Annotated in this window: 19 protein-coding genes and 1 pseudogene; 7 read left to right on the top strand and 13 right to left on the bottom strand. The window is 64.6% G+C overall.

The features are described 5' to 3' along the window. The first annotated feature begins 45 nt into the window (after positions 1–45). The 5 genes from CG471_RS13490 to CG471_RS13470 all read left to right on the top strand — a co-directional run bounded on the left by CG471_RS13490 (position 46) and on the right by CG471_RS13470 (position 3157). Positions 46–936 carry a recombinase family protein gene (locus tag CG471_RS13490; protein WP_016744730.1) on the top strand — a complete coding sequence of 297 codons (891 nt, stop codon included), beginning with the start codon at positions 46–48 and terminating at the stop codon, positions 934–936. Positions 937–1072: 136 nt separating this feature from the next. Further along, complete coding sequence (locus CG471_RS13485) at positions 1073–1375, top strand: hypothetical protein (RefSeq protein WP_016744731.1); 303 nt, start codon at positions 1073–1075, stop codon at positions 1373–1375. Positions 1376–1486: 111 nt separating this feature from the next. Then, positions 1487–2206, top strand: coding sequence for a HupE/UreJ family protein (locus CG471_RS13480; RefSeq protein WP_373562053.1), 720 nt, complete (start codon positions 1487–1489; stop codon positions 2204–2206). Further along, positions 2203–2796 carry a hypothetical protein gene (locus CG471_RS13475; protein ID WP_029548568.1) on the top strand — a complete coding sequence of 198 codons (594 nt, stop codon included), beginning with the start codon at positions 2203–2205 and terminating at the stop codon, positions 2794–2796. Before CG471_RS13480 ends, CG471_RS13475 begins: the two co-directional genes overlap by 4 nt. Positions 2797–2827: 31 nt before the next feature. Beyond that, the gene (locus CG471_RS13470) at positions 2828–3157 is read left to right on the top strand and encodes a DUF6488 family protein (protein ID WP_016744734.1); all 330 of its coding nucleotides are present in this window, start codon (positions 2828–2830) and stop codon (positions 3155–3157) included. A 55-nt stretch (positions 3158–3212) separates the two neighbouring features. Here CG471_RS13470 and CG471_RS13465 read toward each other — a convergent pair whose 3' ends face one another. From CG471_RS13465 to CG471_RS13430, 9 genes and pseudogenes are all read right to left on the bottom strand, one after another. Further along, entirely contained in the window at positions 3213–4547 is a 1335-nt protein-coding gene (locus CG471_RS13465) for an MFS transporter (protein WP_099232176.1), read from the bottom strand. Between the two features lie 58 nt (positions 4548–4605). Further along, complete coding sequence (locus tag CG471_RS13460; protein WP_016744736.1) at positions 4606–7827, bottom strand: efflux RND transporter permease subunit; 3222 nt, start codon at positions 7825–7827, stop codon at positions 4606–4608. Beyond that, positions 7817–9067: an efflux RND transporter periplasmic adaptor subunit gene (locus CG471_RS13455; RefSeq protein ID WP_016744737.1), complete on the bottom strand. Its 1251-nt coding sequence runs from the start codon at positions 9065–9067 to the stop codon at positions 7817–7819. Before CG471_RS13455 ends, CG471_RS13460 begins: the two co-directional genes overlap by 11 nt. After that, a complete protein-coding gene (locus CG471_RS13450; protein ID WP_029548569.1) occupies positions 9067–10347 on the bottom strand; it encodes a TolC family protein in 1281 nt (426 codons plus the stop codon). Before CG471_RS13450 ends, CG471_RS13455 begins: the two co-directional genes overlap by 1 nt. A 59-nt stretch (positions 10348–10406) precedes the next feature. Then, positions 10407–10820 carry a hypothetical protein gene (locus CG471_RS13445; RefSeq protein WP_020372088.1) on the bottom strand — a complete coding sequence of 138 codons (414 nt, stop codon included), beginning with the start codon at positions 10818–10820 and terminating at the stop codon, positions 10407–10409. Between the two features lie 63 nt (positions 10821–10883). Then, complete coding sequence (locus CG471_RS31335; protein WP_029548570.1) at positions 10884–11597, bottom strand: hypothetical protein; 714 nt, start codon at positions 11595–11597, stop codon at positions 10884–10886. A gap of 57 nt (positions 11598–11654) precedes the next feature. After that, positions 11655–12143: pseudogene (locus CG471_RS31800) on the bottom strand (TniQ family protein); the annotation flags it as partial. Continuing rightward, complete coding sequence (locus CG471_RS13435; RefSeq protein ID WP_016744740.1) at positions 12064–12987, bottom strand: TniB family NTP-binding protein; 924 nt, start codon at positions 12985–12987, stop codon at positions 12064–12066. The gene CG471_RS13435 and the pseudogene CG471_RS31800, both read right to left, overlap by 80 nt. Beyond that, on the bottom strand, positions 12984–14639 hold the full coding sequence (locus tag CG471_RS13430) for a Mu transposase C-terminal domain-containing protein (RefSeq protein WP_046765589.1): 1656 nt from the start codon (positions 14637–14639) through the stop codon (positions 12984–12986). Before CG471_RS13430 ends, CG471_RS13435 begins: the two co-directional genes overlap by 4 nt. Before the next feature lie 181 nt (positions 14640–14820). Here CG471_RS13430 and CG471_RS13425 point away from each other — a divergent pair, with 181 nt between their 5' ends. Together CG471_RS13425 and CG471_RS13420 are read left to right on the top strand one after the other, a co-directional pair. Beyond that, on the top strand, positions 14821–16275 hold the full coding sequence (locus tag CG471_RS13425) for a Swt1 family HEPN domain-containing protein (RefSeq protein WP_099232175.1): 1455 nt from the start codon (positions 14821–14823) through the stop codon (positions 16273–16275). Continuing rightward, positions 16272–17399, top strand: a complete 1128-nt coding sequence (locus CG471_RS13420; RefSeq protein ID WP_069336924.1) for a tyrosine-type recombinase/integrase — start codon at positions 16272–16274, stop codon at positions 17397–17399. Before CG471_RS13425 ends, CG471_RS13420 begins: the two co-directional genes overlap by 4 nt. 150 nt (positions 17400–17549) lie before the next feature. Here CG471_RS13420 and CG471_RS13415 read toward each other — a convergent pair whose 3' ends face one another. From CG471_RS13415 to CG471_RS13400, 4 genes are read right to left on the bottom strand one after another with little or no spacing between them, the layout of a single operon-like run. Next, positions 17550–18689, bottom strand: a complete 1140-nt coding sequence (locus CG471_RS13415) for a hybrid sensor histidine kinase/response regulator (protein ID WP_099232174.1) — start codon at positions 18687–18689, stop codon at positions 17550–17552. After that, entirely contained in the window at positions 18686–19252 is a 567-nt protein-coding gene (locus CG471_RS13410) for a chemotaxis protein CheB (protein ID WP_099232173.1), read from the bottom strand. Before CG471_RS13410 ends, CG471_RS13415 begins: the two co-directional genes overlap by 4 nt. Continuing rightward, on the bottom strand, positions 19249–20073 hold the full coding sequence (locus tag CG471_RS13405) for a protein-glutamate O-methyltransferase CheR (protein WP_099232172.1): 825 nt from the start codon (positions 20071–20073) through the stop codon (positions 19249–19251). The genes CG471_RS13410 and CG471_RS13405 overlap by 4 nt, the downstream gene beginning before the upstream one ends. Further along, complete coding sequence (locus CG471_RS13400; RefSeq protein ID WP_099232171.1) at positions 20073–23501, bottom strand: response regulator; 3429 nt, start codon at positions 23499–23501, stop codon at positions 20073–20075. The genes CG471_RS13405 and CG471_RS13400 overlap by 1 nt, the downstream gene beginning before the upstream one ends. Between the last annotated feature and the right edge of the window lie 227 nt (positions 23502–23728).

Genomic DNA, 23728 nt, shown 5'->3' with positions numbered 1-23728 from the left:
ACGGGGACAACCGGTCGTTTGACCCCGTTATATGGAATGTGACAAATGGCTTTGATCGGCTACGCGCGGGTCTCGACCGACGAGCAGGACACGGCCATCCAGCTCAGTGCGCTGCGCGCCGAAGGCTGCACGGTGATCCTCGAGGACAAGGCGAGCGGGGGCAGCCGCGATCGTCCGAACCTCGCGCGTGCGCTCGCACGCGTCGGGCATGGCGATACGTTGCTGGTGGTTCGGATCGACCGTTTGGCACGATCGCTTTCGCATCTGCTCGAGATCGTGGAGACCCTGAGGGGGAAGGGCGCCTATTTTCGCTCGATCAACGATCCGATCGATACATCGAGCGCGCAGGGCATGCTGATGACGCAAATGCTCGGCGCCTTCGCGGAGTTCGAGCGTGCGCTGATCCGCGAGCGGACCCGCGCCGGTCTTAAGGCGGCCGTTGCACGAGGAGCTAAACCTGGAAACCCGAAGATGCGCGCACGCGATCCGGCGGCGATCGCCGATATCCGCTACAGCCTCAAGGAACGCTATCTCAATGAGTTGATCGACGATCGGCACCGCTGGTTGCCGACGGTTGCCAGATTGCGGCCGCATCTGCCTTGGGCACTAGTCCTACGGCAAATCCGCGCCATCACGCCACCCGTGCGCTCGTTCAGCGAGCGAACTCTGGTGAAAGCGTGCCGAGCCCTGGTAAAGGCCGGCTATGCCGATGCAATCATCCTTGACCAGGCACCGCGCCTGCCGCCTGATACGCGGGTCGCGCGGCTTGTCGCCGATCGCCTGAAAACGCATCCGGATTCCTCGTTACGGGACATTGCGTCCTGGCTGACCCGAGATCTGCGTGAGCCAACGCCGCGCGGCGGATTGGCATGGTCGCCCGAGGGCGTGCGGCGGGTGATTGGGCAAGCGCAGAAGCTGCAATTGCTCCAGGATTGATCCAGAGCTTCCTTTTTGCGAATAATTCGCAGATAAGCGCGGTCAGGAATTGCGAAGTTCGCAGGATTCGGGCTTAAGAACACTTTGGAAGGAAAGGCCTCTCGACCTTGCTATGTTGATCGTCCGGCTACTTTCCTTGCTGTTCGTGCTGACGCTGGCTTTCTCCCACGGCGGTCCGATCGCGTCGATCAGCCACGATCACGCGCTCACGGCCGAACATCATCATGCCGGGCATGGCCATAGCCCTAGCGATGCGCCCGATACCGATCATGAATCGGACGGGACCAGCGCCCATGTTCATCTGCTCGTCGACCGGCTCGCGTATGCGGCGCCGGTCCCGGCGACGAGGCTTGACCGAGCGCCCCGACACTGGCCGCACAACCAACCGCAACTGCCATCGGCCGTTCTCGCGCCGCTGCTCGAGCCACCCGCCGCCTGAGCCTGATGCGGCAGCCGCCGCGTGAACGCGGTGCGGGTTTGTTTCGCGCCGTTTCTCCAGGCATGTGCCTGGCGGGCCGCTTGCCCGTCCGGCGCTCAGGAAAGTCATGTCATGAATTCCTTACGGGCCAGACCTCCGGCGATTTGCCGCACGGTCCTCCTTGCCCTGATGGCCTTTTCCTTCGCTGGCGCGGCTTTCGCGCACGGCGTCGCCGAGGGCGATCAGGGCTATATCGAACAGACGAGCGGGCCACAGATCGGCGCGTTCCTCTATCTCGGCGCCAAGCATATGGTGACGGGCTACGACCATCTGCTGTTCCTGTTCGGCGTGATCTTCTTCCTCTACCGGATGAAGGACATCGCCGCCTATGTGACGCTGTTCGCGATCGGTCACTCGACGACGCTGATCGCGGGCGCCCTCATGGGCACGAATGTCAGCGCCTATCTGGTCGATGCGATCATCGGCCTGTCGGTCGTTTACAAGGCGCTCGACAACCTCGGCGCGTTCCAGCGATGGTTCGGCGTCCAGCCCAATACCAAGGCGGCGGTGCTGATCTTCGGCCTGTTCCACGGCTTCGGCCTTGCGACCAAGCTACAAGACTTCTCGCTGTCCCCGGATGGGCTGATCGTCAATCTCCTCTCGTTCAATGTCGGCGTCGAGATCGGGCAGATCCTCGCGCTCGCCGCCATCCTTATCGTCATGGGCTACTGGCGGCGCACGCGCAGCTTTTCGGCCCATGCCTTCACCGCCAACGTCGTGCTGATGACCGCGGGCTTCGTGCTCACCGGCTATCAGCTCGCGGGCTTTGCTCTGGAAGGAGCCGCATCATGAACCAAGTTCCGCAACCCGGCATCGGGGAGTTGCCGAGCCTGCGCCAGCTCAACCGCGCGACCCTGATCGCTCTCGGAGCCGCCGCCGTCATTCTCGTGACGACCGTGCTTCCGGCCGAATATGGCGTCGATCCCACCGGCGTCGGCCGCTTGCTCGGGCTGACCGAGATGGGCAAGGTCAAGCGGGCGGAAGCCGCAAGCCATGCCGTCCCGGCGACGCCCGTGGCCGCAGCGCCCGCCGCATCCCCGGCGCCCGCGCTGAAGGCCGGGGAACCCGTCGAGGTGAAGCTGACGCTCGCTCCCAATGAAGGCCGTGAGGTCAAGGCGACCATGAAGGCGGGCGGCGAGTTCGACTATCGCTGGGCCACGGATGGCGCGGAGGTCCGTTTCGAGCTGCACGGCGAGCCGGCAGGCGCTGCGAGCGACGACTATACGAGCTATGAGAAAGGCAGCTCGGCTGGCGCATCGGGCAAGTTCCGCGCGCCCTTCGACGGCACGCATGGCTGGTATTGGAAGAACCGCACCGACCAGCCCGTCACCATCACCGTGACCGCAACCGGCGACTTCGAGAAGTTCGCCGCGCTTCCCTGAACCTCATTTCCAATCTGAAAAGGATATTTCCATGCGTATTGCTCTTATCGCTCTTGCCGCCTTCGCGCTCCATGCTGCCCCGGCGCTCGCCCATCCCGACCATGACGACGAGGAGCATGAGGCGCGCACCCCCCAGCAGACCGCCCGCGACAATGTGGTGCGGCTCATCAGCCAGGCGAAGCTGCCGGCGAGCTGGTCGAAGGCGACCGTTGCCGGCACGCGCGAGCGCACCAGCCAGGGTCAGCGCCAGACGATCGTGACCTTTCGCAACGAAGCCGAACCGAATGCGGCGCGCAAGCTGTTCCATGTCGTGCTGACGGCAGGCGGCCAGTTCGTCTTGGGCGACTTCCGCCAGCCTTGACCCTGCAAGGACGCCGGGGCCATCCCCCGGCGTCCGCTTTTCCGACTCCGCGATCCTATCGGATCGGCCAGTGCGGATGCAGTTCGTCGATCACGAATATATGGGCCGCGCGACCCTGCGGATGGCCTTCGGCGAGATGGGGATGGTCGGGCGGAAGGGCGGCGTGATCGTGCTCCACCACGTCGGCATCCTCCTTTGGCCAGATCAGGAACGCTAGTCCCACGCCGATCAGCGACAGCGCGGCGGCGACCGCGAACGCCAGGCCCATGCCACCCTGCGCGCCGGTCTGGCCAGCCAGCGGATAGGCGACGAGCCAGCACACATGGCTGAGCGCGAACTGCGCGGCGAACAGGGCGGGCCGATCCGCTTCGCCCGACGATCGTCGTAACAGGCGGCCGCCCGGCGTGATGCTCGCCGAATAGGCAATGCCGAGCACCGCCCACCCCGCGAGAATGACGCTCCAATAGCCGGGCGAGGCATGACCGCGCCATGAGAGAGCCAGCGCGGCCAGCGCGATGGTCATTGCCGAGGCCGCCGCAAGCATCACCGTGCGGTCGGGCAGCTTGTCGAGCAGGCGCGGCAGCAGCAGCGCGGCCAACATCGAGCCGCCGCCGAACGCGGCGAGCGTGATCGCCACCTCCCGTTGCCCCAACCCGAGCGCCGCCTGCACCAGCACCGGCGTATTGACGATCACCATCGCGCTCGCGGCGGCGGCGGCGAGCGTCACCGCCAGCAGCCCGCGCAGCCGGGGCGTCTTGAGATAGAGCCGGGCGCCGCGCGTGGTGTTGTCGTAGATGCCGCCTTTTGGCTTGGCGGCGGCAGCACGCGGCAGAACCGTCGTCAGGACCAGCAGCGCCGAGCAGGCAAAGCCGATCGCGGTGCCCGAAAACAGCCAGTGGAAGTTCATCACCGTCAGCAGCGCGGCGGCGAGCATCGGGCTGGTCAGGCTTTCCATGTCGTAAGCGAGGCGCGAGAGCGACAATGCGCTAGTATAGTCCTTCTCGTCGGGCAGCACCTCAGGAATGGTGGCCTGGAAGGTGGGCGTGAATCCGGCCGAGGCTGATTGCAGCACGAAGATCAGGAAATAGACCTGCCAGACCTGATCGACGAACGGCAGCGCCAGCGCGACCAGCCCACGGATCACGTCCATCGCGACAAGGAAGCTGCGGCGCGGCAAGCGGCTCGCATAGGCGCCGACGGCCGGGGCGACGCCGATATAGGCGATCATCTTGATCGCCATCGCCGTGCCGAGCACGGCCCCCGCATCGGCCCCGGCGATGTCATAGGCGAGCAGGCCGAGCGCGACCGTGGCGAGGCCGGTGCCGACCAGCGCGATTATCTGCGCCAGGAACAGGTGGCGGTAGGTGCGATTGGCGAGAACCGAGAGCATGGGCAATTCCTCAGACTGTCCGCTCCCATGCGCGATCGACGCATGGGAGCGGCATGGGTCAGTTTATGGCGGGCGCCATGTCCGGCGGCGTTCGCGTTTCGGGTTCGGCCCTGCGGCCATGCACGAGGCGATAGAGCGCGGGCAGGACCAGCAGCGTCAGCAGTGTCGAGGAGATGATGCCGCCGATCACAACTGTTGCGAGCGGCCGCTGCACTTCCGCGCCCGCGCCGACGTTGAACGCCATCGGCACGAACCCGAGGCTTGCCACCAGCGCGGTCATCAGCACGGGTCTCAGCCTGGTGAGGGCGCCTTCGCGGATCGCATCCTCAAGGCCGTTGCCACTGGCGCGGAGCTGCCGGATGAAGCTTAGCATCACCACGCCGTTCAGGACCGCCACGCCCGAGAGCGCGATGAACCCGACACCCGCCGAGATCGAGAGCGGCATACCCCGGATCAGCAGCGCCGCCACGCCGCCGGTCAGCGCCAGCGGCACGCCGGAGAAGACGATGGCGGAATCCCTGGCGGATCGGAACAGGCCGTAGAGCAAGCCGAAGATCAGCAGCAGCGCGGCGGGCACCACCAGGCGCAGCCGCTCGGCCGCCGAGATCAATTGCTCGAACGTACCGCCATAGCTCACCCAATAGCCGGAGGGGACTTCGACCTCGGCGTCCACCTTTTGCTGAAGCTCCTCGATGAACGAGCCGAGATCGCGCCCGCGCACGTTGGCGGTCACGACGACGCGGCGCTTGCCGTCCTCGCGGCTGATCTGGTTGGGTCCGATCACCACCTCGACCTTGGCGACATCGGCGAGCGGCACGAACCCGCGCGGGTTGGCGCCATTGCCTGCCAGCGGAATCCGCAAGCGCCCGATCTCGTCGGCCTTGCTCCTGATGTCCTCGGGCAATCGCACGATCACCGGGAAGCGCCGGTCGCCCTCGAATATCCGCCCGGCCTCCCGGCCGCCGATCGAGACCGCCACCACCTCCTGGATATCACCGATGTTGAGGCCGAGCCGCGCCAGCGCCGCCCGGTCGGGCGTGATCTGGAGGACGGGCAGCCCCGTAACCTGCTCGACGCTCACATCCTGCGCGCCCTCGATGCCGCTCACCACGCCTTCGACGGCCTGACCGATCTCCAACAACTGATCGAGATCGTCGCCGAACACCTTGATCGCGACATCGGCCCGGACGCCCGACAGCAGTTCGTTGAATCGCATCTGGATCGGCTGGGTGAACTCGTAATTGTTGCCGGGAATGGTCGCGGCGGCTTCCTGCATCTCGCGGACCAGCTCGGCCTTGGGCTTGCGCGGGTCCGGCCATTCGCTGCGATCCTTGAGCATTATAAAGGTATCGGCGACCGAAGGGGGCATCGGATCGGTCGCCACTTCGGCGGTGCCGATCTTGGCGACGATCCGCTCGACCTCGGGGAACCGCTTCAATCGCGCTTCGAGCGTGGTCTGCATCTGGATCGCCTGGCTGAGACTTGTGCCGGGGATGCGCAGGGCGTGGAGCGCGATGTCGCCCTCGTCGAGATTGGGAACGAACTCCGATCCCATGCGCGTCGCGGCAAAGCCCGCGATGGCGACCAGCGCCACCGCGCCCGCGACGAACGCAACCCGGAGCCGCAGGGCGGCATCGAGCGCGGGCGCATAGACCTTGCGCGCCCAGCCCATCAGACGGCTTTCCTTCTCCTCAACCTTGCCGGTGACGAACAGCGCGACTGCCGCCGGCACGAAGCTCAGCGACAGGATCAGCGCGAAGGTCAGCGCCATGACGACGGTGATCGCCATCGGGTGGAACATTTTCCCCTCGACGCCGGTGAGCGCGAAGATCGGCACATAGACCAGAGCGATGATGAGCATCCCGAACAGCGACGGCCGGATGACCTCCGACGTCGCCGACGCGGCGAGCGCGAAGCGTTCCTCGCGTTTCAGCAGCCGCCCTAGCTGGTGCTGTGCCTCGCCGAACCGGCGCAGGCAGTTCTCGACGATGATGACCGCGCCATCGACGATCAGCCCGAAGTCGAGCGCGCCCAGGCTCATGAGATTGCCCGAGACGCCCGCGCGCACCATGCCGGTGATGGTCATCAGCATGGTAATCGGGATCACCGCCGCCGTGATGAGCGCCGCGCGGATATTGCCGAGCAGCAGGAACAGGACGACGATCACCAGCAGCGCACCTTCGAGCAGGTTCTTCTCGACGGTCCAGATCGCCCGTTCGACGAGATCGGTGCGATCGTAGATCGGCACGGCCTTCACGCCCGCCGGGAGCGCCCTGGCCGCTTCCTCGAGCCGCGCGGCGGCCGCGCGCGCGACGATCCGGCTGTTCTCACCAGCCAGCATGAACACGGTGCCGAGCACGACTTCCTGGCCGTTCTCGGTCGCCGCGCCGGTGCGCAGTTCTTCGCCCATGCCGACATCGGCGACATCGGCCACGCGGATCGGTATCCCGCCCCGATTGGTTACGATGATCGACTTGAGATCGTCGATGCCCGACGCCTGGCCCGGCACGCGGACCAGATATTGCTCGCCGTAGCGCTCGACATAGCCCGCGCCGACATTGGCGTTGTTGCGCCCCAATGCCTCGACAACATCGTTGAGAGTAAGCCCATAGGCCGAGAGCCGGTCAGGCAGCGGCGTCACATGATACTGTCGCTCATAGCCGCCGATGCTGTTGACCTCGGTGACGCCGGGGGTGTTCCTGAGCTGGGGCCGGATCACCCAATCCTGAAGCGTGCGCAGATCTTCGGGTGTATAGCGGCTCCCATCCGGCTTGCGGGCATTCGGCGCCGCTTCCAGCGTATACATGAAGATCTCGCCCAGCCCGGTGGCGATCGGCCCCATCTCGGGCGCGACGCCATCGGGAAGCTGGTCGCGCGCCGTCTGGAGCCGTTCGTTGATGAGCTGGCGCGCAAAGTAGATATTGGTGCCGTCCTCGAACACGGCCGTTACCTGGGAAAGACCGTAGCGCGAGATCGAGCGGGTATATTGCAGGCCCGGCAAACCGGCGATCGCGGTCTCGACCGGGAAGGTGACGCGCTGCTCGGCTTCGAGCGGCGAGAAGCCGGTCGCTTCGCTGTTGATCTGCACCTGGACGTTGGTGATGTCCGGCGTCGCGTCGATCGGCAGGCGCTGGAAGGCCCAGACGCCGATGCCGCAGAGCAGCGCGACAACGACCAGCACGGCCCAGCGGAAGCGGATCGCGGAGGCGACAATCTTTTCCAGAAGAGGTGGGCGTTCAAGCAAGGGCGTATGCTTGTGGGTGGCGGTCTCAGTGGTCATGGCTGGCCCCCGACTTGTCGATGTCGGCGCGGATCAGGAAAGCGCCGTCGGTCACATATTCGGTGCCGGGTTCGAGGCCGCCGAGCACTTCGGTCCATTCAGGCGTGCGCCGCCCGATCTCCAGCATCCGCACCTCGTAGGTGTTGCCGACCCTGGCATAGACCACCTCGAAATCGCGGAACCGCTGGATGGCCTTGGTCCTGACCGCGAGCGGCACTTGCGCTTCGGCCACGGCGAACGATCCCTCGACGCCCATGCCGGGGCGGAAGGTTCGCGACGCTTCGGGCGGCAGATGGACATGCGCCATCATCGTCTGGCTGGCGACGTCCGCGGTCGGCAGCACGGCTTCCACGGGCGCGTCGAGCTTCGCTTCGCCCGACAGGCTTCGCACGCTCACCCGCTGGCCCACGCGCACGCGCTCGGCGTCGCGGGGATAGACGAAGAACTCGGCATGGAGCTTCGTGGGATCGGCAACCACGAACAGCGCCCGGTCGCCGGTGGTGTCGCCGACATTGGCGTTCTTCTCGATGATGGTGCCGCTGATCGGCGCCGGCACCGCGTAGGTCTGGAGCGAATGGCTGGACTCGACGCGCAGGAGTGTCTGCCCCCGGCTGACCCGATCGCCCAGCTTGCCGGTCATCCAGACGATCTGGCCGGGAAGCCGGGCGCGGACATCGGCCTTGCCTTCGGGCGTGATCTCGATCCGCCCGCCCATGTCGATCAGCTCGGCAACGGTCGCGGAACCCGCGCGCTCGGTCTTGACGCCTCCGGCCCGCGCCGCCTCGGCCGAAATCGTCGTCCGGCCCTCATAGGAGGCGTAGGTCCAGTTGTGCGTGCGGCCGCCTTCGACCGCGCGCACCTTCACGTCGAACGAATGAGGCTCGATCACCACACCGCCGCCGCGCAGATAGTCCTCCTGCGGGGTGAAGGCAAAACGATCGACCTTGCCGCCAAGGCGCGACAGCTCGATCGCAAGCTGGACTTCGCCTGGCGGAATGGGCTTGTCTTTCCGGTAGGCATAGACGTGGAACTCGGGATCTACGCCATCCTCGAAGATGGTGATCTCGACCGCGAAATCGCCGTCGCGCAGCATTCGCCCGCGATGCGGCCCGCGTTCATAGTCGTCGGCGGCAGCGGCCGCCTTGGGTTCGGCCGCCTCCTTGGTGGCAGGGGACTCGCCGCATCCGGCGAGCAGGGAAAGAGCGAGCAGCGAGCCCGCGAAAAGGAAGGATCGTGTCATCAGCGGTTCTCCGCGCTGGCAAGGAGGGAGGCATGGCGACCGGTCAGCCGGTCGAGCCGGGCGCCATCGAGATGGAAGCGGCGCAGCAGCTCGACCCGGCGGGACCGGGCATCGACGACGGCCTGCTGGGCCTGGTTGACTTCGAGGAAGGTGAAGGCGGTGCCGCCGCGCGCGAAACCATCGCGCACCAGCACCACCGCGCGCTCCGCGCTCGGCAGAACCTCGCGTTCGATCCGGACGATCTCGGCGGCAAGGCTCGCCCGTTCGGCTGTCAGCCGGTCGATTTCACGCCGCACCTGCACCCGCGCGACGGCGATCTCGGCTTCGGCGGCCTGAGCTTCGGCATTGGCGCGCGCGACATTGCCGCGATTGGCGGCGCGGTTGCCGAGCGGGATCGAGCCGCCAACTATAATCGCCACGTCATTGCCTTGCCCGAAATGGCGAACGCCAACCCGCGCGGTCGGGTCGCCGGCATTGCCGGTCTCCGCAAGCCGCACGCGGGCACCGGCAGCGTCGCGCTCGGCGGCGAGCAGGGCGAGGTCGGGACTGTCCTCGGCCGCCGTCGCGCCGGGGGTAGCGATCCCGAACGGCGAGGGATCGAGACTGTAATCGGCCGTGCCGCCCCAGAAGGCAGCGAGACTGGCGCGGGCGATCCGCGCAGTCTCCCGCGCCTGATCGAGCGCGATGCGGGCTTGCGCCACGGCGGTCCTCGCCCGTTCGCCCGCGAACAGCGGATCGAGCGCGCGCCCGACACGGCGGCCGGTCTCCGCTTCCACGCGCTGGGCGGCGGCGAGGCGCTGTTCGGCAATAGAGATCACTGCTTCGGCTGCCAGCGCATCGACCCAGGCGGCTTGCACCTGGGCCAAGAGGTCGAGCATCCGTAGGCGGTTGCGCTCGACAGCGATGCCCAGGTCCGAGCGGGCCGCACCGATGCGGGCTTCGCGCTTGCCGCCGCGTTCCCACGTTCGCTCATACCAGGCGGTGGTCTGCGATCGTTCGAGCGGGGAATAGGGGCCGGTGCCCGCGAAATCCTCGACATCGACGCCGACGACATCGCGTGGCCGCACATCGGCTTGGGTAATGGCGGCATCGGCCGCACGGAGCCGCGCGGCGTTCGCTGCGACGGAAGGATCGCCGGATGCGACGCGCGACAGCGCATCCGACAGGCTGAGGGACTGCGCCGCGCCGATTGAAGGCGCGGACAGGGCGGCCAGCGCTGCGCCTATCGCAAGCGCGCGCCGCAAACGCGCCGGTCGGCGCGCAACGAGGATGGAAAGCATGACAAGAACGGCCTCACGAGCAGGCGTGGCAGATGCCGCGCCTCACATGACGCGGCGGCTCAGCTTGGGATCGCGAGGCTCTTGGGAGGTCGTTCGGGGCCGGGAATGCGCAGGCCTGGTGTCTGGTTATCCGGCGCAAGCCCGAGCAGTTCGCTGGACAAAGCGACTTGGACGGAATCCGCCGAGGCCGTCACCGGCACAGCCGAGCCGCCATCGCCATGATGGTGATGGCTGCCGGGTAGATGGTCGGACGGATCGTTGTCGCCGGGTTGGGGCACGTGATGATCGTCGGCATGGTCTTGTATGATGGAAGCATCGCTGAATAAGGAATGGTCGTGTTCGAACGAAACACCCGGCGCATGCTGGATCTTGTCGATAGACGTGGAAAGCGAGGCGCCAGCAAAGACGACGGCCAAGGCGATACAAAACATCGCCCAAAACCGGTTCGCCAGGAAGAGCCTCGAAATGCGCATGGATGGGGTTCTAGCCGGTGAAGGGCGGGGGCTCAATCAGTAACCGCTTCCAACGACATGGAATCAGCTTTGGCCAGCGAGATCGCGAGGTTCGGTTTGTTCGTTTGTCGATGCATGGGCGAATACGTTGCGTATCGCTCGATGCGCCGCTTCCAGCTTCGAGATCGTGAACCGGCGGGCCATTCGCTCTCGTGCGGCTTTGATCTGAGAGATAAAGGCGGAAGACCAGTGTCCGTCTGTCATCAGCAAGCGATCGAGCACGCCACGATCTGCTCTGGCAATGAACCGTTCGATCGCTGACGGTGCGTCAGGACCAAAAAGCGCGGCGCCTATCTCGGGATTGGTCTCGATGATGCCGCAAGCGGCGGCAAGCAGGCGCCGGCGCAGGAGCGGCGATGCGGCGGCGAGCGGGTTGAGAGTGTCGCTCGAATAGAATTGGAGGCCCATGTAACCGGGCGTCATCGCGTCGCACGCGAAATCGTTCAGCGGGATGTTCCGTGTCCTGCACCACCAATATTCGTCGTTTGGCGGCTTCCTGGTCAGGAGGCGGCAAATGCCTCGAACCTCGTTGAGGAGTTGGTCGGCCGACGTGAAGTTGAAGCGGAACTGGTCGGGGGTCCTACCCTTTATCGCGCCTATGCATTGCTGCTCGAACGCAATAACATGATCCCAGCAGAGCAGGGCGTCCTTCCCGGCATAAATGGCCGGGGCCGAGGTTCTTTCCATCGGTTGCCAGCAGGCATCGCAAATCATCCGCAGCGGACCGCGCGCGGGCATCGCAAATCGCCATGTCCGCGATCCGCAACCATTACAACGATCCTCCAGCGGCCAGCGGTGCCGATGGCAATAGCCCACAGCGGCCAGTACCCACTGACGCCGGACGTGCGCTGGCCGGTCGGATGCGAAATCTTCCGCGAGGCACCGGCTGCACCAACTGACGTGCAGCCGCGGCACCGGGATCAGCCCGGTAGAACCGGCTGAGCCCGGCGGGTGTTCCCAAGCCAGAAAATCGACCGGTAAGTAGGGATAGTGCTTCGCAAGACTATGTTCGACTAAGCGCGTCGCCGGCACGTTGAGGTCGTCGGCAGTCCCATTGAGCCAGGCTCTTGTCGGGCGAATATCCGGGTGGCGCCAGTCGCCCTTGCGATTTCGGACAGCCTTTGGCTCCGGTAGCGCTCGCCCTCGGCGGGAATGGCGCTGACGCGCGTGCCAGGACGTCAGCAGTTCGTCAGCGAAAGGATTTTCATGCCGCACGGCGCCGCAATGCCCGCTTGGCACTGGCGATGACCTGCATCGAGACGAGCGGGAGCAATAGCTGCTCATCATCGAAGCTGTCGGCGTCGATCATCTCGCGGCCGCTTCGGATCGCCGCGATCGCGACAGCCTCCATCAACCGGAAGATTCGGCCTGTCACGCCCTCACTCAATGCGATGACGCGCTGGCGGACCTCAGCTTCATCGAGCAGGGAAGGGCGGCGCAAGGGGAGCAGACCGGCGAAGCTCGCCATGAGCTGGCGCAGGGCGTGATCGTTGCGCCAGGGTGAAAGCTCGAATGCGGCGAAGCGGTCGGCGAGATTGGGATCGGTGAGGATCGCGATACGCGCATCTTCCGTGCCCGCGCACACGATCGGAATTCTGAGGTCGTTGGTCAGAAAGCGAATGGTGTTGAGAAAAATCCGCTGCTGGCGCGGCGAGCCCGCCAGCATCTTGTCGATTTCGTCCAGAACCAGCACCTTGGTCCCGAATTCCCCGAGGGTGCGACGGGCCAGAGAGCGCAGTGATCGCAGGGAGATATGGTCGAACTCGGAGTAGTTCATAGCCAGCATAAGCTCGGTGTAGAACTCTTCCTCGGTAGGCTGTGGCGGCATCTGGACCATGACGACCGGCATAATCGTAAGGCCGGCATTCTTATCGTACCGGGTTGCGTGCAGCTCTGCGAAGCGATTGAGGATCTCGCTCTTGCCCATGCCAGTGGAACCGAAAAGCAGGAGGCAGGGCATGCGGCCGCGCGGGGGATAGGTCAGCAGATCTTCGAGCCTGCCGAGCGCGGCTTCGGATTGTGGCAGCGATAGCCATCGATCGCGTCTCAGCCAGTCGATGCGTTCGTCGTCGGATAACCCTGCCTGCTCGCGATATGCCGGAAACAGATGATCGTAGAGGTCGGTCATAGTCGCTCCTCGATCTGGAATGGAACGATAGGCGCGCTATCCTCCGGCTCGGACGATACCGGCAAAGCCATTGAAGGAACTGCGGTGGCAGGAGGGAGGCCAGCCTCCAGCGCATAGGCGATGCGCTGGGCGGATTTTCGCGCAGCCTTGGTCTTGTGGGCCGCTTCGAGGACGATGCGCCGCTGCTCGTTCACCATGTCAAACAGCGATTGCTCGTCGACGGCCTGACGCCCGCGTTCGCGCAGTGCTCGCACCGCGAGGTCGTGCTCGAACTTCGTGATGGCAGGCCGCCGCCGATCACGGAGCGGAACCGTCAAATGCTCGGTATCGGACAGCTCGACGTAGACAGCCGAGAGGTTGAGCGGATTATACTTGATCGGGAGCTTGTGATCGCAGTTCGCGAGGAGGCCGGACAAACTGCCATGCCAGTAAAATGCATGGAACAGCTCGATACCCTCACGCCTGACCTTCCGCATCTCGAACGGGAGAAAGTTGAAGAGGAAGCGAGCGGGATCAGCCGGGAGCCGGAGCGGGTCAGCGCGGCTCCCGAGCCCGTCAGCCCAGGCCGTGAGCGGAGGAACGCCAAGCTCGCTGTGAATCGAGCCATGATAGACGCCGACCTCGAGTGTAAACCAGCGCTCGAACTCGCGCAGCGTCATGCAGGCTTGGCCCTCCGCGTCGTAGTCGCCTTTGGCCTGGATGTTTGAGAAGGTCGTACCCGGTAGGAGATGCACGGCGCCGACCGCGGTTCCGATCAAGCGTTCGATGTGGCCACCGTAGTGCGGCGTGCGCCGGGGGCGGTGCTTGAGGTCGATGCCATGCTGCTCACAGCCACGCTCGAGCGCCCTGGACCTAAACTCTGCGGCATTGTCGAGATGCAGAGTTTCGGGGATGCCAAAGACGGGATAGTCGAGATTGATCTCGCGTTCTTGAAGCCAGGCTGCCTTTGGCAGGACCGCATGGCGGATCGCCATGCCTACAGACGTAGCTGAGGGTTTCTCGAGCGAGATGTAGAAGCCCGGAATGACTCGGGTCGCTATGTCGATCTGGAGGGTGAGCGTTGGTCGGCCAAGCGGTTTGCGGAAATGCTCGTCGACGATGATGATATCGGCGGGTGTGTGGTCTATTTGTACGATCTGCAGCGGGTAGTCGGCAGTGTAAGATCGAATCACGGGTCGGTATCGATCAGACGCTGCCTTCGCGCCTTCGCGCGTTCTGGTGAGGCGTTCTCGGTCAATCGCGGCAACGCGCGCGGCGATGGTCTTGCGAGTGGGCGCGCGAAGGCCGCGTTCATAACAGGCATGCCGGATGTCGCGCTGCAATCTCGCGAGGGTCGGTTTGGGGCGCGTCAAGTAGAACCGTTCGATTTCGGAGGCGATCACTTGGTCGATCTCCGGCGCCAGTCGGCGACGCCCTTTGGGAAAACCTTCGGGCCGATCGACGAGGGAGCTGGTAACGGGCTCAGCGCGATAGCGGGCGACAAGCTCAAAGACGCGCGACCTGCTCAGGCCCAGCTCCGCGCTCGCGTTCAACATCGCAGCGCGGGTAATCTTGGGCAGGCTGGCGAGTGCACGAATAGCCGGCTCGCGATTGCAAGCAATGCTCCAGGCTGTAGAATCCGCTCTCGTAAGAGCTGTGCCCGTTTCGGCCATGACCTATCCCCGATCTTGCCAGGGACTCGTGTTGCCGGGTCCACCGGTATTGTATCAGAAACGGGATGGACGGGCGAGAGTCCGGAGGTATTTGGGATAGATGAAGATTGAAAAGCCTGGCAATTTCGGTCTGTCCGTTTGGTCAAACTGACAGCAATATCAAGGCGCCAGAAGGAAACCCGTGAATTTCGATGATGATCCGATCCGCAAGGCGATGCGGGACCTGAACGGCACGTCCGATATCATCCGCGCCGCAACGCAGGCGGGAAGGAACGCCGATGTCCTCGCTAGGGCGCTGAAAGGGCAGCGACGCCTTGACGAGATGCTTAAGCTTCGACCGACGATCTTCGAAGAGATGGCGGCGAATCACAAGCGCATCACAGACATGCTCGAGCGCCGTCCCAACATCATCGAGGAGATGGCCCGCCGACAAAGCGAGTTCGATAAGTTCGTTTCGAGCGGCGGCTATGCGCAAGCGACCGGTCGCCTTTCCGCCTTCCAAGAGGCGCTCGCGAGCGTCAAGCGGCTCGACAAGCTCCTGCCGAAGGCTGACGTTTATCAGCGCATGCTGGGTGCGCGCCCGCTGATCCCCGATACGGTGGCCGATGCTCTGGCGCGTGGTGGCGCGCTTGCGCCCATGCTCGAACGGCTCGGCACCGCGGCCGCGCTGGACCGATCGATTGTAGAGCAGCTTGCCGGTGTCGAGGAGTTCATTGCTGGCACGAATGCCGCGCGCCTTTCCCGCGCCGCGCTTTCGTCGAACTTCCCGGACCTCGTGCCTGAGCTGCGCTTTCCCACCGCGGCCGAGATCGCCGCAGTGGACCTTGCCGGAGTTGCGGGGGTGGGTGATCCGGCAGGGGAGTGGGCGCGTGCGACCGCCGCGCAGATGGCGGGCATTGAAACCCCCTGGGTGCGCGATGATCAGCCCGAGCTTTCAATCGAGGGTTATGCCGCTTTCAAGGGCATGACCGAGATTGTGGCGCGCACCAGTCCTGCCGCCCCTCGAGCCACCCAGCTGGTGCGCGCCGAGCTTGGCGACTATCGGCGCGAGGATCAGGGCGACGAAGCGGTCGACGACGCGATGCTGGCCTCAGGCCTGCGCATCGCGCGGGGCTTCGACATGCGCTTGGCCAGCCTGCCGATGGCGCTCGTGGGCAATATATTCGTGCCCTTTGGCATGGTTCCGGAAGCACCACCTGAAGCCGACCCCGATGAGCTCGATGCGGTCATCTCCTTGATGTTCCGCCAGCTCGAGCGCCGGCTGCGGGCCTTCATCGATCGGTCGATGAAGGCCGGGGTAGGGGAGAAATGGATCCGCCAGCGCGTCCACAAGAATATCCGCGAGGAATGGGAAAGACGGCGCCAGGCCGATGTGGACGCGCAGCGCGCACCTGGAGAGCTATTCGACTATGCCGATTTCGGTGACTATCGCGGCATCATCGAACGTGGCGAGAATTGGCGCGACGTGTTCCAACCGTTCTTCAAGGTGAAAACGTCAATCGGCGAGACGCTCGGCCGCCTCAGCGTCATTCGCAATCCAGTCGCGCACGTGCGGCCTTTGACCGTCGAGGATCTGCTCGTGCTGCGTGTCGAGGGCAACCGCCTGTACCGCTGGATGGGTGAGCCCGTGCCATGATCGATAGCGCAATCCTGGCACCCCAGGGCGAGACCGATCGCCATGGCAGTCTGGCGGTTGTCGCGGACGTCCGCGAGCTGGTGGGTCCAAGAGCACCGATCGACGAGGCGCTCGTTGCCGCCGCCGTTCGAGGATGGTCTGCGAACACGCGCCGCGCCTTCCGTTCGGACCTGACTCTCTGGGGCAAATGGTGCCGTCAGAACCGGATCGCGGCCGATCGCGCCGATGCCGCGCTCGTGGCGTCCTGGATCCGCGCTCTCGCCGGCATCGACGACAGCAGCGAGACTCAGCGGGCGATGGCGACGATCGAGCGCTACATCGTCAATGTCGGTTGGGCTTACCGCATGGCTGGTCTTCCCGATCCAACGTCCATGCCGCTCGTTCGGCTTGAGAAGAAAGCGGCGCGCAAGGCTCTCGGCGTCAAGCAGCGACAGGCCCGAGCCATTCGCTTCAAAGGCGAAATATCGGACCTGGACAGCCCGGCCGTGGGGGTCTGTCTCGCTCATCTCGTCAGAGCGTGCCGGCGCGACGAACTGGGCCTTCGCGATGAGGCATTCCTGCGCGTCGCCTACGACACCGGGGCGCGGCGGTCTGAGCTCGTGGCGATCGATGTCGACCATGTCGAAGGGCCAGATACCGAGGGGGCGGGCATTCTCTTCATACCTTCGTCGAAAACCGACCAGGTGGGGGAGGGGGCCTACGCCTATCTTGCGCCCAAGACGATGGCGGCGATACGCCGCTGGCGCGACAAGGCCGATGTTCGAAAAGGCCCCCTATTCCGGCGGGTCGAAACCCATTTTGACGGGTCTGTAGCTGCTATAGGCCGAAACCGTCTCCATCCCAACAGCGTCACCTTGATTTACCGGCGGCTGATACGAGCGGCCTGGGAACGCAAGCTTCTGGGTGCGATGTCTGAAGCCGAGCTTGAGCGCTGGGTGGCCGCGGTTTCGTCGCACTCGATCCGTGTAGGCGTGGCCCAGGACAATTTCGCGGCCGGGGAAGGCTTGCCCGCGATCATGCAGGCTTACCGCTGGCGCGACCCGAAGACGGTCATGCGCTATGGTGCGCGTCTCGCGGCCAAGAGCGGCGCCAGCGCTAGACTGGCCAAACGTTTCGCTGATTGAGCGAGCTGATCGACCCAGCCGAACGACGTTCTGGTCGTGGTTGCGCTCTCGTCAGGCAGCCTTGAGCCAGCTTACATCTTTTGCATCGTCGCTCGGGCCAGCCGTGAGGCCGCCGGTCATTTGATGCCCGGCGGTCTCAACCGGCTCGGGTCAACCCGTGGCAGGCAGGCGAACCTCGAAGGTGCTCCCTTCGCCCACCGCGCTTCTGGCCAGCACGATCGAACCGTCATGAAGCTCCACCAGCTGTCGAACCAGCGCGAGGCCGATGCCGAGACCGTCTTGCATTGCACGCGCGCCACCTTCGATCTGCTCGAAGATCTCGAAAATTCGGCTCTGCTGCTCGGCCGGTATGCCAACGCCGTTGTCGGTGACCTGCAAGAGCGCCGAGGACCCGTCCCGGCCGACACTGAGATCGATCCTTCCGCCCGGCGGGGTATATTTCACGGCATTGCCTACGAGGTTGTTGATGATCTGGGTGATCCGGGCCGGGTCCGCATCGAGCCAGATGGGCTCCGGCGTCACGTCGAGATGGAGCGCGTGCTCTGCCTCCTTGAGGGCGGGCCGAACCGCCTCCATTGCAAAGCCGAGAACCTCCTGAAGATGCAAGCGCTCCTTTCTCAAGGATATCTTGCCCTGATCGATCCGCGCGATGTCGAGGAGATCTTCGACCAACCGGGTCACATGCTTGAGACTGCGGCGCATGCCGCTGCGGATTTCGCGCGCCAGCTCGGTTCCTTCGCGCTTTTCGAGGAGCTCGAGTCCACCGCTCAGCGCCATGATCGGATTGCGGAGCTCGTGACCAAGCACGGCGAGGAAGCGGTTCTTCTGCCGGTCGGCTTCCTGAAGCGCTTTCGTGAGGCCTGCGAGTTCGTCCCTTTGTGCGATGATCTGCCGCCGCTGACCGTAGAGATCGAAGAAGACATTGGCCTTGGAGCGCAGCACGTCGGCTTCGATCGGCTTCTGGATGAAGTCTACGGCGCCCGCTTCATAGCCGCGGAAGCGCCGGGTGACGTCGGCGCTGCCTGCGGTAACGAAGATGATCGGGATATGACGCGAACGCTCGTTGGCGCGCATGATTTCGGCGAGTTCGAACCCGTCCATGCCGGGCATCTGGACGTCGAGCAGCGCGAGTGCATAGTCGTGGACCAGCATGAGTTCGAGCGCCTCCTCGCCGCTACGCGCGGTGTGAAAGTCGAGGCCTTCGCGCTTGAGAAGCGCACGCAGCGCAAGCAGATTTTCCTCAAGGTCGTCGACCAGCAGGAATTTGATGGCATCGTCAGGTGACGTCATTTGGCTGCTGGCTCTTGTAGGTAGGTTATGATCTGATCGAGGGGCATGGCCTTGGCGGATGGACAAGCCGCGAGGGCGGCCGCCGGCATCGTGGGGACTTCGGCTGTCTCGGGATCTTCTACGATGGCGACGCCCCCCGCTTCGGCGACGGCCTTGAGACCTGCCGCCCCGTCATGATTTGCGCCGGTGAGAACGATAGCGGTCAGCGCCGGGCCAAAAGCATCCGCCGCAGTCTCAAATAGAACGTCGATCGCTGGCCGGGAATGGTTGACGGTCTCGTCGGACGACAGCGCAATAGAATGCCCGGCCTCGACAAGCAAATGATAGTCGGGCGGCGCGAAGTAGATCGTGCCGGCGACAAGCGGCTCCTTGTCTTCGGCCTCCTTGACGAGAAGCGCGCACTTCTTGCCGAAGAGCTCGACTAGGGCATTCTCCTTGCGCGGCGGCACGTGCATCACGATGAGCACCGGGATGGGGAAGCCGGCGGGCAGGGCGGGAAGGAGCCGCGACAAGGCCTGAAAGCCGCCAGCCGAGGCGCCGATGGCGAGCGCGCCGGCAGTCATGGCTCCCGCCTCTGGTAGATTTTCTGCTCGCGAACGAACTCGGCGAAGGCGTTCGCATGGCTGGAAAAGCGCAGGCTCTCCTTCGAGCCGATCCCGAGAAAGCCCTTTCGGGCGAGAGAATCGCGGAATAGCCCGACCGCCCGGTCCTGAAGCGCGCGATCGAAGTAGATCAGCACGTTGCGGCAGGAGATGAGATGCATCTCGCCGAAGACCGTGTCCGTCACCAGGCTGTGGTCGGAAAAAACGACATGGCTGCGCAGCGACTTGTCGAATACCGCCCGGCCATAGTCGGCGGTGTAATAGTCCGAGAGCGAGGAGCGTCCGCCTGACTTCTGATGGTTCTCGGTGTAGGTCCGGATCTGATCCAGCGGGTAGATCCCGGCTTCTGCTGCCCTTAGAGCGGCCGGGTTGATGTCGGTCGCATAGAACAGCGTCTTTCTGGCCAGCCCTTCCTCGCGGAAGAGGATCGAAAGCGAGTAGAGCTCCTCGCCGTTGCTGCAGCCCGCCACCCAAACCTTGAGCGAAGGATAGGTCGCCAGATGCGGGATAACATGCTCGCGCAGCGCTTTGTAATAGGCTGGATCGCGGAACATTTCGCTGACCTGGACGGTCAGGTAGTCTAGCAGACGTGGCAGCACGGTCTCGTCATGGAGCAGCGCTGCCTGCATCGCCGAGACGCTCGCATAGCCGAGCTGATTGCGCGCCTGGATGACGCGCCGTTTGATCGAGGCGCGGGCATAGCGGCGAAAGTCGTAATGGTAGTGTTGGTATAGAGCCTCAAGCAGCAGCTCGATCTCTATATCCTCGACGCCGTCGTGCATCAGCGGGGCATCCAGACACGCACCAGCGATAGCAGCTTTTCGACGTCGATCGGCTTGGCCATGTAGTCGTTGGCTCCCGCTTCGAGGCACCGCTGCTGATCGTCGGGCATTGCCTTGGCGGTGAGCATGATGATCGGCAGCTTGCTCCAGCGTGGGTCGTTGCGGATCGTGCTTGTGGCGGTGAGCCCGTCCATCACCGGCATCATGACGTCCATCAGCACGAGGTCGATCTTCGTCGCCGGCTCCTCGCCGGCCGCCTCGAGCGCGTCGAGAGCTTCCTGGCCGTTGCGAGCGATCTGCGTGAGCGCGCCGCGCGGCTCGAGCACGCTGGTGAGAGAGTAGACGTTGCGCACGTCATCTTCGACGATGAGAATGCGGCGATCCTCGAGCGCCGCGTCGCGATGCCGGGCTTTCTCGATCATCTTGCGCTGCTCGGGGGGTAGCTCCGAGACCACCTGGTGGAGGAACAGCGATACCTCGTCGAGCAGCCGCTCGGGCGATTTGGCGCCCTTGATGATGATTGAACTGGAGTAGCGGCGCAGCTGCTGCTCTTCGTCGGCCGACAGATCGCGCCCGGTATAGACGATGACCGGCGGAAAGCCGTGCTCACCGTCCTCGCTCAAGGTTTCGAGCAACGAGAAGCCCGATGCATCGGGCAGCGAGAGGTCGAGCACCATGCAGTCAAAGGTCTGGGCACGAAGTTCCTCGAGGCAGTCGGCCGCCGTGCCGACGCCGACCGTCTCGACGTCCTGCGACTGCAGAAGCTTGCTGACCGCGTCCCGTTGCACCGCATCGTCCTCGACGATCAGGACCCGGCGCATTCGGGATGCGAGCTTCGCCTCCAGCCCGGCAAGCACTTGCGACAATTGCTCGCGATCGGCCGGTTTCACCAGATAGCCCACCGCCCCGAGCGCAAGCGCCGTCTGGCTATGATCGGCGGCCGAAACGACGTGGATCGGAATGTGCCGCGTCTCGTCGTCATGTTTCAGCCGGTCGAGCACCGTCAGGCCGGATTGGTCGGGCAGTCCGAGATCGAGGACGATCGCGCTTGGACTGTACTCGCGTGCGAGCTCCACGGCTTCCTGAGCCGTTCCCGCGACGATGCACTGGAAGCCCATCTCGCGTGACAGATTGCACACGACCGAGGCGAACACCTCGTCGTCCTCGATGACCAGGAGCACGCGTTTACCTTCCGCGAGGACGGCGCGATCGTCTTCCGCCGCAAAGGAGGGCGCCGGCGGCGCGATCTTGCGTGACGGGACCGGCGGTGCCGGCGCCCTGACCGGCGCGCGCTCGCGGTGCTCGCGCTCGGCGACCAGCGCTGGATCGTAGACGAGGGGCAGCGTCACGATGAAGCGGCTGCCTTCCCCCACCTTGCTTTCGAGCCTGATCGAACCGCCGAGCAGGCGAACCAGCTCGCGCGAGATGGAAAGCCCTAAGCCGGTGCCGCCATATTTGCGGCTGATGGTGCCGTCGGCCTGGTGAAATGCCTCGAAGATATGGTCCTGCTGGTCCTTGGCGATCCCGATGCCTGTGTCCTTTACCGCGATGGCGAGCTTGTCATCGCCGGCTCGCGCGACGGCAAGGCGCACGCTGCCGCGTTCGGTAAACTTGAGTGCGTTCGAAAGCAGGTTCTTGAGGACCTGTTCCAGTCGCAGGCGATCGGTCTCAAGCGTGCGCGGGCAGTGCTCATCCAATTCCACCTCGAAGCGAAGGCCCCGCTCATCGGCGACCGGCTGGAAGAGTTTCTGCATGTCTCCGACGAGGCGCTCCAGCGACACGGAGGCGGGCTGGATCTCGACATGCCCGGCCTCGATCTTCGAGAGATCAAGAATGTCGTTGATCAGCGTCAGCAGGTCGTTGCCGGAGGATTCGATGGTGCGGGCAAACTTCACCTGGTCCTTGGAAAGGTTGCCGTCGGGATTGTCGCCGAGCAGTTTGGACAGGATCAGCAAGGAATTGAGCGGCGTGCGCAGCTCGTGGCTCATATTGGCGAGGAAATCGGACTTGTACCGGCTGGCCTGTTCAAGCTCGCGCGCCTTCAGTTGCAGAGAAGCGCTGGCGCGTTCGAGTTCGTCACGCTGTGTTTCGAGCGTCTGGGCTTGCTCGGACAGCTGGCTGTTCGTCTGCTCGAGCTCGACCTGCTGCAGTTCGAGCCTTGCCTGCGATTCCTTGAGCGCCGTGCCCTGTTCCTCGAGCTCCTCGTTGGAGACGCGAAGCTCCTCGCTCTGGGTTTGCAGTTCTTCGGCCTGCCGCTGGGTCTCTTCCAGGGCGTCCTGCAGCCGGGCGCGGAATCGCGCCGAGCGCAGGGCGATGCCGATCGCCGACGAAGACTGTTCGAGAAGCTCGAGGACCAGATCGTCGACAGGTTCGAAAAAGCCGAGCTCGAGCACGGCATTCACCGCGCCGTCCGCCCGGGCCGGCGCGATCACGAGATGGCGCGGCGTGTCGCGGCCGAGCGCCGAGCCGATCGACAGGTAGCCCGCCGGGACATCGCTGAGCACGATCAGCTGCCCATCGGCGGCCACCTTGCCAAGGAGACCCTCGTTCAGCGCGAAGGCGGCGGGGACGTTCGCGTCGCCGGGTACGCCGAGCATGGCGGCCCGCGCAAACCGTCCGGCCTCGCCCTTGAACAAGGCTCCGGCCTGGCAACCGGTGTGCTGCGCCATAAACGCAAGAATCGCATCGGCAAGTTCCGGCACGGTCTTGTCGCCCATCATGGCGCTCGCGAGCCCGACCTGGCCGGTTTGTAGCCGTTGCTGGCGGGCGCGGCCGCGGCTGCCCTGAAGCAGCAGGATGAAGATGGCGATTGTCAGACAGGCGCCGATGAGGCTCGAGACGATCGCGCTGGTGATCGCCGTTCGAGCGGCGTCATCCATCTCTTCCATGCGCAGCTGGCGCAGCCGCAGCTCCTCTCGCGCCATGGCGCCAAGCTGTGCTCGTATGGCGTCCATGTCGCTCTTGCCGCGATCGGTCGACACCAGGGCGAGGGCCGCATCGAGGCCGCGCGTTCGCCGCAATTCAACGGTGTTGCGAAGCTCCGCCATCTTGGCATCGACATGGCGTCTGAGCGCCAGGACATTCTCCTGCTGGACCGGGTTGCCGCGCGTCAGCGATGCCAATGCGTTCAGGCGGGACCCAGTTGAGAGGACGGCGGACTCGTAGGGTTCGAGGTATCGATTGTCGCCGGTAAGCAGATATCCGCGCTGTCCGGTCTCTGCGTCCTGAAGCGAAGAGAGAAGATCGTTGAGCGAGATGATAACCGAGTGCGTCTGGCGAATGGCGCCTTCGCTGGCGCGCACATTCTGGATGTTGCGGTAAGCCGACGCGCCGCTGATGAGAAAGAAGAGGAGCCCGACGACGAGGCCGACGGCAGACCACCTGTCGGCGCGCCTGGGAGAGTAAAGCTTCCGATTTGTTCTCTTCACCTGATCTGGTCTCGCGGGTTTGGGGTTCGCCTGCCTAGCGAGATAGGCGCCGTGGAATCAAGGACACCTACCCTGTGTCGCCGAAGATTGGCTCGCGCTCTGCATGGATGCGTTCCGCGAAACCGGGCCCGGCGCTGATCCATGTCTGAAGATTCGTGGGGAGCCTTCCGGAAAATGCAGGCGTTTCTAAGAGCTCAAGCTTTCATCGTCCTCTAGCGCCACTTACA

This window comes from Sphingobium sp. IP1 (genome assembly GCF_002708645.1).
Taxonomy (GTDB): domain Bacteria; phylum Pseudomonadota; class Alphaproteobacteria; order Sphingomonadales; family Sphingomonadaceae; genus Sphingobium; species Sphingobium yanoikuyae.
This window is presented reverse-complemented; position numbering and strand designations above follow the sequence as displayed.

What these genes read in the sequence shown, in the direction of transcription:
- CG471_RS13490 (WP_016744730.1), top strand. Translation starts at nt 46, where the DNA reads ATGGCTTTGATCGGCTACGCGCGGGTCTCGACCGACGAGCAGGACACG.
- CG471_RS13480 (WP_373562053.1), top strand. Translation starts at nt 1,487, where the DNA reads ATGAATTCCTTACGGGCCAGACCTCCGGCGATTTGCCGCACGGTCCTC.
- CG471_RS13475 (WP_029548568.1), top strand. Translation starts at nt 2,203, where the DNA reads ATGAACCAAGTTCCGCAACCCGGCATCGGGGAGTTGCCGAGCCTGCGC.
- CG471_RS13470 (WP_016744734.1), top strand. Translation starts at nt 2,828, where the DNA reads ATGCGTATTGCTCTTATCGCTCTTGCCGCCTTCGCGCTCCATGCTGCC.
- CG471_RS13465 (WP_099232176.1), bottom strand. Translation starts at nt 4,547, where the DNA reads ATGCTCTCGGTTCTCGCCAATCGCACCTACCGCCACCTGTTCCTGGCG.
- CG471_RS13460 (WP_016744736.1), bottom strand. Translation starts at nt 7,827, where the DNA reads ATGACCACTGAGACCGCCACCCACAAGCATACGCCCTTGCTTGAACGC.
- CG471_RS13455 (WP_016744737.1), bottom strand. Translation starts at nt 9,067, where the DNA reads ATGACACGATCCTTCCTTTTCGCGGGCTCGCTGCTCGCTCTTTCCCTG.
- CG471_RS13450 (WP_029548569.1), bottom strand. Translation starts at nt 10,347, where the DNA reads ATGCTTTCCATCCTCGTTGCGCGCCGACCGGCGCGTTTGCGGCGCGCG.
- CG471_RS13445 (WP_020372088.1), bottom strand. Translation starts at nt 10,820, where the DNA reads ATGCGCATTTCGAGGCTCTTCCTGGCGAACCGGTTTTGGGCGATGTTT.
- CG471_RS31335 (WP_029548570.1), bottom strand. Translation starts at nt 11,597, where the DNA reads ATGCCCGCGCGCGGTCCGCTGCGGATGATTTGCGATGCCTGCTGGCAA.
- CG471_RS13435 (WP_016744740.1), bottom strand. Translation starts at nt 12,987, where the DNA reads ATGACCGACCTCTACGATCATCTGTTTCCGGCATATCGCGAGCAGGCA.
- CG471_RS13430 (WP_046765589.1), bottom strand. Translation starts at nt 14,639, where the DNA reads ATGGCCGAAACGGGCACAGCTCTTACGAGAGCGGATTCTACAGCCTGG.
- CG471_RS13420 (WP_069336924.1), top strand. Translation starts at nt 16,272, where the DNA reads ATGATCGATAGCGCAATCCTGGCACCCCAGGGCGAGACCGATCGCCAT.
- CG471_RS13415 (WP_099232174.1), bottom strand. Translation starts at nt 18,689, where the DNA reads ATGACGTCACCTGACGATGCCATCAAATTCCTGCTGGTCGACGACCTT.
- CG471_RS13410 (WP_099232173.1), bottom strand. Translation starts at nt 19,252, where the DNA reads ATGACTGCCGGCGCGCTCGCCATCGGCGCCTCGGCTGGCGGCTTTCAG.
- CG471_RS13405 (WP_099232172.1), bottom strand. Translation starts at nt 20,073, where the DNA reads ATGCACGACGGCGTCGAGGATATAGAGATCGAGCTGCTGCTTGAGGCT.